The organism is Nitrospira sp. BLG_1 (assembly GCF_047338595.1).
In the GTDB taxonomy this organism is placed as follows: domain Bacteria; phylum Nitrospirota; class Nitrospiria; order Nitrospirales; family Nitrospiraceae; genus Nitrospira_D.
Genome location: NZ_JBLFBO010000062.1, coordinates 1 through 12,351, shown reverse-complemented (window position 1 = coordinate 12,351; position 12,351 = coordinate 1). Strand labels below are relative to the sequence as shown.

Here is a 12,351-nt window from a genome sequence, read left to right as displayed (position 1 = left end):
AGTGAGGGGGCAGTATGCCCCAATGGTGTGTCTAAGGAAATCGTGGGGCGGAGGACACAGACTTTATCTTGATCCAGATATCTGAGCCAGCATTCGATATGACCCTCCGGCCCGCTTCCGAAAATGAGAAGGACAGGACGACGAGCACGTTCGCAGTTGCCCAGTCACACTTCGTGAATGGAACGTCATGGACGCCAACTTGCACCGGGTAAGATTCCTCCAGCGTGCGAATTTCATCCATGAGCTCCTGGGGCAGTGTTCTTGTGATCATCTCGTCCTCATGAGTTGCCCTCTCGGTAACTGACAATCTTGCATCACGTGCTGGTCATCGGAGTGTACTGCTACGTGCTGACTTCTTCTAGAGATTTGGCAAGGGAGAAAAAGTGGGGACAGGCACCCTCAATTCGCCAGGAGCATCTCATGTTGGGAGATGACATCGTGCCGGGGAACCGTGGATTGAGGAGTAACAGGATGCCATTTTTACTTCATGGTGCGATCGTTTTCAGGAACACTGCGGGCGCGACGATCTGAACGGATTGAAACCGTTTCAGTTTGAGTAAGTCCGTATCCCCCGTGACGAGATAGTCGGCGTGAGACTCAACGGCGGTGGCGAGAATCCGGAGGTCGTCAAGGTCGTGAATGGGAGCAGAGACGGAACGGGTGCCGGCGACAAGGATGGCCGCCTGGGTCACCAGCGTGAGGAAGTTATGAATGTCGCTCGTCGAGAGATGATAGCGACGTCGGATTTTCGGACGAGAGAGGGCTTCCTGGAGTTCTTCTAGGATGGGAGGACTTGTGACCAGGTCAAATTGCTCAGCCCGCCACGCCTGGACGATGTTCGCCGGTGTTCCACGCGGGGAGATTAACGCACTGACGAGAATATTCGTATCGAGGACAGCCCTAGGCACTCAGACGCCTGCGCCGTCGGCGGGCTGCTCGGGCTTGCTTCACGGCTTGTGTGGCATCACGACGTGCATCCCGTGCCGGGATGTTCCTGTTCTTGGCCCATATCCGATCAAGCACCGCGAAGAGTCGGTCGCGTCGTTTCGTTAAGGCTTGATACCGATCGAACGGGATCATCGCGACCACCGGGTGGCCTTGTTCCTCAACGATCACCGTGTCTTTTTTCCGGCGAACCCGACCAAGCAGAGAGGGGAACTCGTGTTGGGCACTTTTGACGCTACAGGTCTTGACCATCTGGATCCCTCGCTCCTGATTACTCTGACACCGAGTGTACACCGTGGGCGTATGAGAATCCAAGGAAAGTTCAGTCAGTCGAGCGATTGCGGTACCAGGTCCGCTCTTGGCACAGTATTTCCCAGTGCAGACCAGCATCTGTGGGGAAGTGGTTGCAGGGTCCCACGGCTGGTGTCGCTTTCACGACTGTTTCAGAGTTCGATGACTGCTTCAATAGCCCGAGTCTGCGGTCCATGGGGCTGGTCTGCCAGGTTGACTGTGAACGGGTCCGGATAGGTTGTGCCTTCCGGTTGATGCGTGATGGTGACGACCGGCTGGTGTAGTGTTTCTTGATTCAGCGTCGTCACTATGCCTCGTTCCTTCGTATTGAGCCGCACCTGACTGTGCACGGGGTAGATACCCACGAGTCCGATGAATGCGGACAGGAGCTGCTGATCGAGCTTATTCTGCCGCGCTTCCTGGTAGAGCCGCTGGAAGGTCCGGTGTGAGGGCAGCGGTGTGGCTCCGCCGAACCCGCTGAGCAACTCATCATACCGATCAACGATCATGAGGATCCTGGTACGATCCGAGGTAAATTCTCCCCGCGCTTCTTTCGGATAGCCACTCTCATCGAGATAGGCATGATGATTGGCAATGAGATGGAGGACGGCGGTTTCGCTGCTGCCTGCCTGCTGTAATGCGCGCACACTGAGACGTGGATGGCTCTCAAACTCGCGCTGCTGCACCGGAGAGAGACGCTGGTCGGCATGCGCATGCCGAACGAGTGGGGGAGCAATCTGCAGCAGTCCGATGTCATGCAGGAGCGCGGCCGTTGCCAGTTCTTGCAGCTCCAACGGGTTGAACTGAAAGGTCTGTCCGAGGATCAGCGCCAAGGTACAGGTGGTGAGTGCATGCTGGCTGAGCATGGGGTCGCCGGCTCGATTCTGGCTCAACGCCATGAACATGGATGAAGGGGTGAGCGTTCTGGTCACAATCGTGATTTCGTGGACGGCATCGGCCGCTTGTTGGGGATTGACCGTTCCGGTACTCGCAATCTTGGTAAAGACGGACTGAACCGACTGCGTTAGTTGCTGCTTCGCCAGCGCGGCTTGCGCATATTCCTCATTGAGCTGGGCGAGTGTTTTGATCGGCTTTTTCTCTTGGACCGTCTGTGGGTGGATGGTCGCGGGTTGTTGTTCTGTCGTAGTTGGCTCTGGGCGAGGGCTGATCCCACGATCAAGATCGATCTCGACGGTCCTCACTCCGGCTCGGAGCAACTTTGTGATTTGTTCTTGGCGTTCTACCTTGAAGGAATGGCGTAGGAAGGGGGAGCGGTACCATGGGAGGTCCAGAGCTGCGACATACATGCCGATCCGAAGTTGACTGATGGGCACGCGCATGGTCGACATACAAAATAATCCCGAGCAAACTCGCGAGGGCGAGGGCTTCTTCACCTATCGGCAGAAGGTGGACGGAACTGTAGCTGATAGGCTGTCGATAAAGTCTGCCAGCGGCGTTCTCGCATCATGTTCAGGCGCGTGAAGCGTATCTCGTGAAGCGTCGTTCGCTTGGGAAATACGGGAGACGAGCAACGAAGTAGGAAAAGGCGGTCTTGCTGGACGGTCTTTCTAACCTGCCTGCAGGAAGATCTGCAGGAGTCTGTAATCTGGACACGATGGCTTCTACCAAGTTTTCTCAGAACGTTCGTCAACAGACCCCTGTGGGCGAATGGATATCCTGAGTTAGGACACGTGCGGGGAGACTGGTAGGCAGGAAAGGGAGACTTCAATCCGAGGGTTGGTCTTGTCGACGTGCTTGTAGAGATGCGTCTCGATGATCCGATTGTCATTGACGTCGAGACCTTCACAGATCGCGTCCTGAGCGATTTTGAGTCCTCCATCGAGATCGCGCCTCAATGACGTGGAAAAAAAGAACCGGATCGAGAGGGCGAGTGGGCCGGATCGGATGCGTTCGCGAAACGACGGGGCGCAAGGTGATTGAGCTAACATCACCCATACTTGCCGACCGACCTGCGCTTTATAGGCGCGGCCGGTAGAGGAGAGCAGCCGACGTCCGTTCACCGTGGCATATTGATGATTGATGCTCGGTGGAACCGGCAGTGTCATCGTGAGGCCGTCTGCTGTGACCACTGCTGAGTGGCTTAAGGTCCGACTGTTGGTCACGGTGGTTGCTTGGTGGGGTTTGGCGGAATTCGTAGAAGCCTTCACGGAAATTGACGGGATCGATGGTGACCGAACCACTGCTCCCCGACGATGAATTGTTTTTTGGAGAGGGATATGGGAGGAGAAGACCAGGCCCCGTCGATGGCGTGATGGCATGGGGCTGGGTTAGAGGAGATTCACAATCTTAGCCATGTTCTGTTCATATCGATCTTCCGTCCGAGCAATATACCGACGCCAGTCACTTGGATTCCAGAGTTCCATCCGATGATACAGGCCGACCAATATAATCTCCTGATCCTCGTCCATCGGGATCTGCTTTCGTAAACGGCCGGGGATCAAAATCCGTCCGGTCTTATCGATGTCCGAGGAACCGGCTTCCGACACAACAAAGTGCATGAACAGCCGACTTTGGTCTTCATCCAAGGACGACTTCGTCCGGTCCAGGACCTTCTCCCATTCCTTCATCGAATAGATCAGGAGTGACTGTTCTGGGCCTTTCAAGAACATGACGGCTTGGCCGTCGGCTTCAATCTGTTCGCGGATCGGAGAAGGGACGATAAACCTCCCTTTTTCATCCACTTTGCAAAGATATTCACCGGCGAACATCATACGACCTTAGCTGAGGCATTGACCGGAGATCTGGGTTGAGTGTCTCGGATCCACTGTTCGAGATCCGAACGAACGAATCGCCACTTGTTGCCGAGCTTGAACGCGGGGATGTCTCGGTGCTGAAGATGGCGATAGAGTGTCTGCTGTGGAATTTTGAGGAAGCGGCAGGTTTCCGCGACCGTCATCAGCTCGCTCTTGGGAGTCTTGCCCATCACTCCACCTCGTCCTTGAGCTCACCTGCTGCATGTTTCCCCCACTATGGAGGTATTCTAGAGGTCGGTGTAAGAAAGTCAAGTGAAAATATCTGACGCAACGTGCTAGCCCGCATGATTCATGACGGTTCGTCGCGAAATCGCCAAGCCGCGTCGTGAGAGCAGCGCGCGGAGCCCGGAGAATCCGAGGCGTACTCGTGCAGGACATCGAGGATTCAACGGGCGAGTCCGCTGGTAGAAGGCTCGTCGAAACAGCGGATCGTCGGTTGCAGCAGGAGTGTTCATGAATGATGGGGGCTAGAGGTCGTCGGCCTGATCGAGTCCTGCGTCGCCTCCACCCGGTTCGTCCAACATCGCCTCGACGTCACTGACGTCTTCACCCAGTTCCTGTCCCATCTTCTTCATAAGCCGGGCGACACTCTGGGGATCCGACTCATCGAGCCCGCCAAGGGTGGCGGGATCGGCAAGGGACTCGAGCCTGGCCTCCTCTGACTTGGGAGCGGAAAATCGTGAGAGGAGGCGGGTCATCTTTGAGCTTCCACAATGTCGGCATTGAACCGGATCAAGTCGATGGGGGTTCAATGTCAGGATCGCATTGCGTTTCGTGCAGTCTTGGCACAGGTACTCATAAATGGGCATGACGGTGACCTTTCAAGGACTGGAAAATGGATAGGGGGTTGAGGAGTGTATGCGATCAGGAATCAGATGCTGATCCATGGTTCGTGCCAAGGTCAGGACGAAGACGTCGGCTGAACCGGCCCGGCGCAACGTCTTGGCACATTCATTGACGGTCGTGCCGGTTGTGAAGACATCGTCAATGAGCAAGATACGTTTGTTTATGAGTGGAGCAGGGCGCCGTACCGCAAACGCGTGGCGCAGATTTTTGAGCCGGCTCTTGCGAGAAAGGGTGGTTTGGGGTGGCGCGGCAGTGGTACGGACCAGATTGGTGTAGGAGATGGCAATGTTCAGATGTCGTCCGATCCGGTCGGCCAGCAGCAGCGCCTGGTTGAACTCCCGCTGGCAGAGCCGTTCGTGGTGCAGCGGAACTGGTATGATCAGGTCGATGTGATCCAGGCGTGGCAGTGCGGTCAGCATCAAGTCAGCGAGGGGCGTCACGAGGGACACCTTGCTCTGGTACTTCAACAGGCGGATCGCATCTTGGAGCGGGGAGGTATAAGGATAGAGCGTCCAGGCTCTGGTATAGGAAGGTGGACGTTCCACACAGGAATAGCACAGATGTTGGGGGCTATAGGCGGTCGCTACTGAAGACGCAAATGGCCGATCGCACCGTGCACATCGCGCGGTGGGCATCGGCTGAGGCATGCTCCAGCAGCCGGTACAAAAATGAGGCATGAGGTCATCTGCCAGGGGTGCACCACACACCGCACAGTGAATCGGGAAGCACAATCGTGTGGCACGACGTAGGAGTGTTCTGACTGAAGGAAAAGCGGCCATGGCAGACAGAGATGAATCCTTGGGGTCGTTTAATTATGGCGAAGCGGTGGCCTCTGTCAAGGTTGTCCTGCTCCGAAGGGGTGTGTTATAGGAGTACGCGTTTTAGAGGATCCAAGACGGGGTCGTTCAGGAGCGTGCGGAGTCGGTGGTTACGATCAGACAGCTTTCAAAAACCTATTTCCGCGGTGAGGCGATGGTAACGGCCTTGCACGGCATAGATCTTGAGATTCGGCAGGGCGAATTCTGTGCCTTTGTCGGTCCGAGTGGGTGCGGGAAGAGCACCCTCCTCAATCTGGTCGCCGGACTGGATGACCCCACGTCGGGGGACATCGAGATTGATGGACGGTCCACGAACACGCTGAATAGTCAGGATTGGACGACGATGCGGCGTGAAACAATCGGGATCGTATTCCAGGCCTTTCATCTCGTGCACGGGTTGACGGCTGAGGAGAACATCGCGCTCCCGCTGATGTTGCGGGGAGAACCAGGACGTGATATTGCCGTACGTGTCGACGATCTGTTGTATCGAGTTGGCATGAGTCATCGCCGCCACCATCGGCCAGGTGAGCTCTCGGGTGGGGAGCAGCAGCGGGTGGCGATTGCCCGGGCGTTAGCCCACCGACCACGGCTGCTGTTGGCTGATGAACCGACCGGCAATGTGGATTCGCATCAAGGGGCGGAGATCATGACGCTGATTAGGGAACTCGCCCGGTCCGGAGGACAGACGGTGCTGTTGGTGACCCATAGCGCACAGGCTGCGTCGGCGGCTGACTATACGTGGGCGATGCATGACGGCAAGCTGGTTTCACGTACCACCCATTCTCCTCAATCGGTGTATCCATCATGAACCTCTCGACGACGATTGCGGGAGTCACCTTCCCCAGCTGTTTTATGAACGCAGCCGGTGCACTATGTGTGACACGAGAAGAACTGGAGGCCTTGGGACGGTCTGCCGCGGGGGCGATCGTGACGAAGTCGATGACCCTTGAAGCGCGTCACGGAAATCCTGAGCCGCGCTATTATGGGTTTCCTGGAGGCTCCATCAATTCAATGGGACTGCCCAATCTCGGCTATCGGGCCTATGCCGAATTGATCCCGCAGCTGAAACAATTCGGCAAACCCATCATTGCCAGTGTCGCCGGACTGACGGAGGACGACTTTCCGACGATAGCTGAACTGATTAATGCTGCACAGCCGGATCTGATTGAAGTGAACCTGTCTTGTCCTAATATCCCTGGGAAGCCTCAGATCGGGTATGATCCGGATGCGTCTGAGCGGCTACTCAAGAAGGTGCGTCCCAAAATCACGGTTCCGATGGGGGTCAAGCTGCCACCCTACTTTGATCCCGCACATCATCATGTGATGGGGACCATGCTTGGGCGATGTGGCGTGGACTTTCTGAATCTGATCAATTCGGTCGGCAATGGACTGGTGGTTGATCCGGAGCGGGAAGCGGTCGTAATCAAGCCGAAAGGGGGATTTGGTGGATTAGGCGGACGAGTGATCAAGCCCGTGGCATTGGCGAATGTCCGTGCGTTCTATAAGTTCTTTGGAGACAAGATGCCCATCATCGGCACGGGGGGCGTGATGGATGGGGGGGATGCCTTTGAACATATTCTCTGCGGTGCATCGGCGGTTCAGATTGGGACGGTCCTGGTGGAGGAAGGGTTGGAGGTCTTCCGCCGTGTCGAATCGGAACTGGCGGCGGTGCTAACCCGAAAGGGATACCGGTCAATTCAGGATTGCCGCGGGCGTCTCAAGGAACTCTAGGTTCACTTGGTGCCAAAATTGCGCGGCAAGAGATTTTGCTGCAAGGCCTGGCGTAGCAACTGGGCGACGTTGCGAACGTTGAGCCGACGCATCAAGTTGAAGCGATGGACCTCAACCGTTCTGACGCTGATCCCCAACGATCCCGCGATTTCGCGGTTGGTATGGCCAAGCGCGACGAGTCGTAAGATTTCTCGCTGTCTGGGAGTGATGGACACCGAGGACTTCGGGTGGCGGGTGGTTCGGGCGAGATGTTTGGTTGCTTTTCTTGCTGTGCTAGCGTGTCGTGCCATTGGTGCTCCTTCTGTATAAGTACGCGTCAGTCTAACAAACGGTCCCTATCATGTAAACGAAACTCACGGAATTTGCAGAAACAGGTTGGGACTGTCAGCCTCGATTGGTCAGTCTCCGGTGCATGTGCCCCGCAGTTCTTCTTCTACCTCCATGCTGTCCTTCATTAACGTCGTTCTTCTGATCCTTGTCTCGCACCTGCGACAGTGGCCATTGCGGACCGTGCTGACGATCGGCGGTGTGGCCCTCGGGGTCTCGGCATCTGTGGCCGTGCGTACGGCTAATGTGGATGTGCTGAGTTCATTTGAGCAAGCGGTGTTGACCGTGGCCGGTCCGACCACTTTGGAAGTGTCAGGCGGTGAGTCGGGACTGGATGAACAACTCATGACGCGTTTGCGAAGCGTGTCCGGTGTAACTTCCGTATCCCCCGTGATTCTCCAAACAGCTGTTCAGATGAAAGCCGGTCAGCCTGGACAGGCGATCCAAGTGCTTGGCTTGGATCTGTTGGCGGAATTCAACACGAGAGGGTTTCGTGTGAGCCAGCCCGCTACGGAACGCCAGATGCTCGACATGATCCACCCCCGATCTGTGTTTATGGGGGATAAGCTGGCGACCGACTGGAATCTGTCGGTAGGGGATGAGATTCATTTTCTTATCGGGACCGGAAGCTGTCGCTGTCGAGTCGCAGGGATTCTTCACGGCGAATCAGATCAACGTTCGTCTTGGGAACGTCTGGCGGTTATGGATATTGCAGCCGCTCAGGTGACCTTCGGCATGATCGGTCTGGTCGATCGGATCGATCTCGTGACCGCGCCAAATCTGTCTGTTGATGAGGTGGCGGACAAGGTCCGAATGGTCTTGCCTCCGCACGTGACGGTGGAGCGGCCGGTGAATCGGACGAGTCAGGTTGAACAAATGATCAGCGCGTTCCGTCTGAACCTCACGGTGCTCAGTTGGGTCGGCCTGTTGGTCGGGATGTTTTTAATCTACAACACGATGGCTTTCTCCGTCGCACAGAGACGAAGGGAAATCGGGATTTTTCGAGCAGTGGGGATGACGCAAGAGCGGGTGGCTCTTCTGTTCCTCATTGAGGCTGGACTGTACGGTATCGTAGGAGGGCTTGTCGGAAGTGTTGCGGGAATGGTGTTGGCGCAACAGCTGATTGCGTTGCTGAGTCGAACCATCTCAGACCTCTACGTTCCGGTGAGTGCCGGTGGAGCAGGATCGTTGTGGACCGGGCCATGGTTCAGGATGGGGGCGGAAGGCGTCCTCATCGGCTCTGTGGTGTCGATGATCGGCGCCATCGGCCCCAGTGTGGATGCCGGCCGGACGACGACGGTGCGGGCGCTCGCTCCGGGAGATTATGAAGCGAGTCAGCAGTTGCGAGTGGGCCGTCTCGCTCTCCTGGGATGTGTACAGCTTGGCGTGGCAGGACTCCTGAGTTGGCCGGGGCCGATTCAGGGGATTCCGGTCTTGGGCTACATGGCTACGCTTTGTCTCTTGTCTGGACTGGCGTGTCTCGCTCCGTTGTGTGTGACAGGAGGGGGAGGTCATCGCCGATCGATCAGCTCGACAGCCGGATTGCCAGGGGTGATGAGAACGATTGCGGTGGAACATGCGTCCAGAAATCCAGGTCGAAACGGCGTCACGGTCTCGGCCTTCATGGTGGGGCTAGCGATTATGATCGGGGTGTTGGTCATGGTTCGCAGCTTTCGGCATACCGTGGAAGTCTGGGTTGCCGATACGGTTTTGGCCGATGTGGTGGTGGCGCCGTCACTCTGGTTGCGAGGCACGGAGATCGGCACGGTCGGACGGAGCCTGCCGCAGTCCTGGACGAGCCTCTTGTCCTCAATTCCTGAGGTGGCGGCGGTTGATACCTATCGCGATGTACGGATGACGGTGAACGGCCACCGTGTGGCGGTGGTTTCCCGGGATCTGCGCTTACATGCTCAGTGGAGCCAATATCTGGTTCGACGTGGTGACTCATCAGAACAGCTCAATCGAGCGGCTGAGATCGGCGGCCTGCTCGTTTCGGAAGTGTTGGCCAACCGATTGGGCGTGCAGGAAGGATCTATCCTTGAAATCATGACCCCCAGCGGTGTGAGGCCGTTTCCCATCGTGGCGGTGTTTTATGATTATTCCACGGACGGGGGCAAGCTCCTGATGGATCGAGCGCTGTATCAGTCGCTGTGGCACGACGAGTTAGTGACCGTCTTCCCTGTGTATCTGCGTGAGCGAGCCAGTCTGGATCGTGTACGAGATCGGATCACTGAACAATTGAGCAGCGTCACGAATGGAGGACTTCCTCCATTAGTCATCAGTAATACCGAGTTGCGGAAAGAGATCCTTGAGATTTTCGATCGGACGTTTCTCTTGACCTACGTCTTAGAGGCCATCGCTGTCATCATTGCGATGCTGGGGATTGTGAACACGCTCATCACGTCCGTGCTCGAACGGCGTCGGGAGTTTGCCACCCTTCGGGCCATTGGCGGCAGCTCGGCACAAATTCAGCAGCTGGTCCTCTGGGAAGCCATCTACCTGGGTGCGATCGGAATCGTCTTGGGACTCATTGGGGGAGGGTTGCTGTCGTTGTTGCTGATCAAAGTGATCAATCGGCAATCGTTCGGATGGACCATCCAAATGATTCTTCCGATCGGATCACTCGTCCAGGCTGTGGCGCTTGCCGTCTTGGCCACCTTGGTGGCTGGCTACTTTCCTGCTCGATGGGCCGCGCGACAACCGGTCGTTGAGGGACTGAGGGACGAATAATCCTCGGGGAGGAAGCGATCATGATCGTCGAGCAAGTGAAATCTTTACATGAGGTATACGAACTTATTTATTTCATGGTATTATATCCATACTTGTCAAGTAGTACTTGAAGTTCATGTGGGATAGGCATCGTCTTGAACGGAGGCACTCGAGCGCCTCCTGTATTGCCGATTGGAACCCAGATTCTCGAGAAAAGTAACGCCCCCAGGATTCGTGGAATCTGACCCAGAATCTCTACGATATCTCGATTTCGCAAACCAACCCTCAACATCCACCAGTGCGTTCGCGCATGGGCGATCGAGAACGACTGTCCTAAGATATGTGCCCGCTCAAGATGGGAAAATGCGAGTTGGAGTTGGTTGGTATCGTACAGTTTAGCTGCAGCGGTCATTTCTGTATCATAGGCTCGTCGAAGCTCGGGGTGCATGAGGTTATATCTCGGTTCAAGTGGTGGTCCCACTGTACGTGATGAATGGAGAGGAAACCAAGGGTGAAACCGGGCTGAGTGAACCATTGAAGCCTTGATGCGCAGTGTGCGGTCAGGCGATACCATCTACGTGATGGTCGGACAATGTAGCTGGGGCCGAATAGCATGACCAGAGAACAGGTCGTAGGACTGTGCGCATTCTAAGTATTACACTCGGCTTCGCCAATGTGTCTGCAATCGCGGCGACGATGCCGGTTGGTCCGTCCGAGAAGAGGGTATATATCATTGGTCAACAGGAGTTGGAACGCCATGACTGGCAACGATCACGTCACCTATAATGTGGCCGAAGAGCGCTATGAAATGCCGTTCGGCCATCTCATGGTGTACGCCAATGTCCGTAAGGATACGAACAGGCTGTATATCGATTACGTGTTCGCGCCGCCGGAGTTGCGTGGTACGGGTGCGGCCGGGCAGTTTATGATGAAATTGATGGATGTGGTGCGTACAGAAAAGCTGAAGGTGGTGCCCATCTGCGGCTATGCCGCCAGTTGGCTTCAGCGGCATAGCGACTATCACGACCTGGTTTCCTGATGAGTACCGGTCATTGTCATTCTTGAGCGAGCCGATCGGCTGGGTGCGATATACATGAGCCCTCCCAACATTCGATTTGAGCGGACTGCACCTTTGATCATTCAGGCTTTGACAGATATCATCGAGACGCGCCAGAGCTGATTGTGTTTGGTGCTCCGCCTATTGCTTGATGTAGACATTTCTCTGCAGGCTGAATGGTTTATGTAACTCCTCCGACGTGGGGCAAGATGGGCCCATTTTGTCCTGTCCTGGTAGCAGCGTGGTAGCAGAAAGTTGGCAGGATGATCCTGAGTTGGCCCCGCTGATTAAGAGTCCCGCCGATCTCCAACCTGAGAACACTCAGGATACCCAAGACCACCAATTTTCACCACTTTCTGAGGATGATGAATGAAACTACCTCATCCAGGTTGGCCTGTATCCTGGTGTCTTGGCACCAGGTTGGCACCAAATGGGGCCTACTGGATCAGGACCAGTTTTCACATCATCTCCTTAATACGGGTCAAAAGACTTTTCCCATCAGCAATCTGCATGAAGTCAGACACGAGGACCATGATCTCACGAGTAAGATCATCGATGTCTTCAGCCGATGGAGCCTCTCTATCGATTAGTCGTCCGCGCTTCCTACTGATGAATATTGGCTGCCCGTTCCTGGTGTGCCAAATTGAATGCAAAAACTCCTTCCTACGGTCAGCTACATCCTCCACCTTGTTAAGGATAGCTCCTCCGCCCCACGATTTCCTTGGACACACCATTGGGGCATACTGCCCCCAGCATTGAGGGAGGTGTTCATGGCGAAATCGAAGGCAGAGCGAGGTCGGTTTGACCCCGGTTGTCAATAGTGGACGCCATGAATGACAGTCTCACGCCGCCG

Annotated in this window: 14 protein-coding genes; 4 read left to right on the top strand and 10 right to left on the bottom strand. The window is 55.8% G+C overall.

What is annotated here, in order from left to right; all coding sequences use genetic code 11:
* Nucleotides 1-485: 485 nt before the first annotated feature.
* From ACMTNU_RS19110 to ACMTNU_RS19075, 8 genes are all read right to left on the bottom strand, one after another.
* Nucleotides 486-908, bottom strand: coding sequence for a putative toxin-antitoxin system toxin component, PIN family (locus tag ACMTNU_RS19110; protein WP_413936883.1), 423 nt, complete (start codon nucleotides 906-908; stop codon nucleotides 486-488).
* A complete protein-coding gene (locus tag ACMTNU_RS19105) occupies nucleotides 901-1,197 on the bottom strand; it encodes a hypothetical protein (protein ID WP_413936882.1) in 297 nt (98 codons plus the stop codon). The genes ACMTNU_RS19110 and ACMTNU_RS19105 overlap by 8 nt, the downstream gene beginning before the upstream one ends.
* A 191-nt stretch (nucleotides 1,198-1,388) precedes the next feature.
* A complete protein-coding gene (locus ACMTNU_RS19100; RefSeq protein ID WP_413936881.1) occupies nucleotides 1,389-2,585 on the bottom strand; it encodes an HD-GYP domain-containing protein in 1,197 nt (398 codons plus the stop codon).
* A gap of 333 nt (nucleotides 2,586-2,918) precedes the next feature.
* Nucleotides 2,919-3,359 (bottom strand): RusA family crossover junction endodeoxyribonuclease, encoded by a 441-nt coding sequence (locus tag ACMTNU_RS19095; RefSeq protein WP_413936880.1) that lies wholly within the window; start codon nucleotides 3,357-3,359, stop codon nucleotides 2,919-2,921.
* Between the two features lie 165 nt (nucleotides 3,360-3,524).
* On the bottom strand, nucleotides 3,525-3,968 hold the full coding sequence (locus ACMTNU_RS19090) for a division/cell wall cluster transcriptional repressor MraZ (protein ID WP_413936879.1): 444 nt from the start codon (nucleotides 3,966-3,968) through the stop codon (nucleotides 3,525-3,527).
* Complete coding sequence (locus tag ACMTNU_RS19085) at nucleotides 3,965-4,180, bottom strand: helix-turn-helix domain-containing protein (RefSeq protein WP_413936878.1); 216 nt, start codon at nucleotides 4,178-4,180, stop codon at nucleotides 3,965-3,967. The genes ACMTNU_RS19090 and ACMTNU_RS19085 overlap by 4 nt, the downstream gene beginning before the upstream one ends.
* Nucleotides 4,181-4,477: 297 nt before the next feature.
* On the bottom strand, nucleotides 4,478-4,819 hold the full coding sequence (locus ACMTNU_RS19080; protein ID WP_413936877.1) for an FmdB family zinc ribbon protein: 342 nt from the start codon (nucleotides 4,817-4,819) through the stop codon (nucleotides 4,478-4,480).
* A gap of 12 nt (nucleotides 4,820-4,831) precedes the next feature.
* On the bottom strand, nucleotides 4,832-5,401 hold the full coding sequence (locus ACMTNU_RS19075; RefSeq protein ID WP_413936876.1) for a ComF family protein: 570 nt from the start codon (nucleotides 5,399-5,401) through the stop codon (nucleotides 4,832-4,834).
* A 379-nt stretch (nucleotides 5,402-5,780) separates the two neighbouring features.
* On the opposite strand from ACMTNU_RS19075, the gene ACMTNU_RS19070 reads away from it, so the two are divergent.
* Complete coding sequence (locus ACMTNU_RS19070) at nucleotides 5,781-6,482, top strand: ABC transporter ATP-binding protein (RefSeq protein WP_413936875.1); 702 nt, start codon at nucleotides 5,781-5,783, stop codon at nucleotides 6,480-6,482.
* Nucleotides 6,479-7,405, top strand: a complete 927-nt coding sequence (locus ACMTNU_RS19065; protein WP_413936874.1) for a dihydroorotate oxidase — start codon at nucleotides 6,479-6,481, stop codon at nucleotides 7,403-7,405. Before ACMTNU_RS19070 ends, ACMTNU_RS19065 begins: the two co-directional genes overlap by 4 nt.
* Before the next feature lie 2 nt (nucleotides 7,406-7,407).
* On the opposite strand, the gene ACMTNU_RS19060 is transcribed toward ACMTNU_RS19065, so the two are convergent.
* Complete coding sequence (locus ACMTNU_RS19060) at nucleotides 7,408-7,695, bottom strand: response regulator transcription factor (RefSeq protein WP_413936873.1); 288 nt, start codon at nucleotides 7,693-7,695, stop codon at nucleotides 7,408-7,410.
* A gap of 85 nt (nucleotides 7,696-7,780) precedes the next feature.
* Between ACMTNU_RS19060 and ACMTNU_RS19055 the strand changes: the two genes are divergently transcribed.
* Nucleotides 7,781-10,462, top strand: coding sequence for an FtsX-like permease family protein (locus ACMTNU_RS19055; protein ID WP_413936872.1), 2,682 nt, complete (start codon nucleotides 7,781-7,783; stop codon nucleotides 10,460-10,462).
* A gap of 67 nt (nucleotides 10,463-10,529) precedes the next feature.
* Here ACMTNU_RS19055 and ACMTNU_RS19050 read toward each other — a convergent pair whose 3' ends face one another.
* A complete protein-coding gene (locus tag ACMTNU_RS19050) occupies nucleotides 10,530-10,889 on the bottom strand; it encodes a DUF3703 domain-containing protein (RefSeq protein ID WP_413936871.1) in 360 nt (119 codons plus the stop codon).
* Nucleotides 10,890-11,198: 309 nt separating this feature from the next.
* Between ACMTNU_RS19050 and ACMTNU_RS19045 the strand changes: the two genes are divergently transcribed.
* Entirely contained in the window at nucleotides 11,199-11,480 is a 282-nt protein-coding gene (locus ACMTNU_RS19045) for a GNAT family N-acetyltransferase (protein WP_413936870.1), read from the top strand.
* Nucleotides 11,481-12,351 lie beyond the last annotated feature (871 nt).

What these genes read in the sequence shown, in the direction of transcription:
- ACMTNU_RS19100 (WP_413936881.1), bottom strand. Translation starts at nt 2,585, where the DNA reads ATGTCGACCATGCGCGTGCCCATCAGTCAACTTCGGATCGGCATGTAT.
- ACMTNU_RS19065 (WP_413936874.1), top strand. Translation starts at nt 6,479, where the DNA reads ATGAACCTCTCGACGACGATTGCGGGAGTCACCTTCCCCAGCTGTTTT.
- ACMTNU_RS19090 (WP_413936879.1), bottom strand. Translation starts at nt 3,968, where the DNA reads ATGATGTTCGCCGGTGAATATCTTTGCAAAGTGGATGAAAAAGGGAGG.
- ACMTNU_RS19105 (WP_413936882.1), bottom strand. Translation starts at nt 1,197, where the DNA reads ATGGTCAAGACCTGTAGCGTCAAAAGTGCCCAACACGAGTTCCCCTCT.
- ACMTNU_RS19045 (WP_413936870.1), top strand. Translation starts at nt 11,199, where the DNA reads ATGACTGGCAACGATCACGTCACCTATAATGTGGCCGAAGAGCGCTAT.
- ACMTNU_RS19060 (WP_413936873.1), bottom strand. Translation starts at nt 7,695, where the DNA reads ATGGCACGACACGCTAGCACAGCAAGAAAAGCAACCAAACATCTCGCC.
- ACMTNU_RS19050 (WP_413936871.1), bottom strand. Translation starts at nt 10,889, where the DNA reads ATGCACCCCGAGCTTCGACGAGCCTATGATACAGAAATGACCGCTGCA.
- ACMTNU_RS19080 (WP_413936877.1), bottom strand. Translation starts at nt 4,819, where the DNA reads ATGCCCATTTATGAGTACCTGTGCCAAGACTGCACGAAACGCAATGCG.
- ACMTNU_RS19085 (WP_413936878.1), bottom strand. Translation starts at nt 4,180, where the DNA reads ATGGGCAAGACTCCCAAGAGCGAGCTGATGACGGTCGCGGAAACCTGC.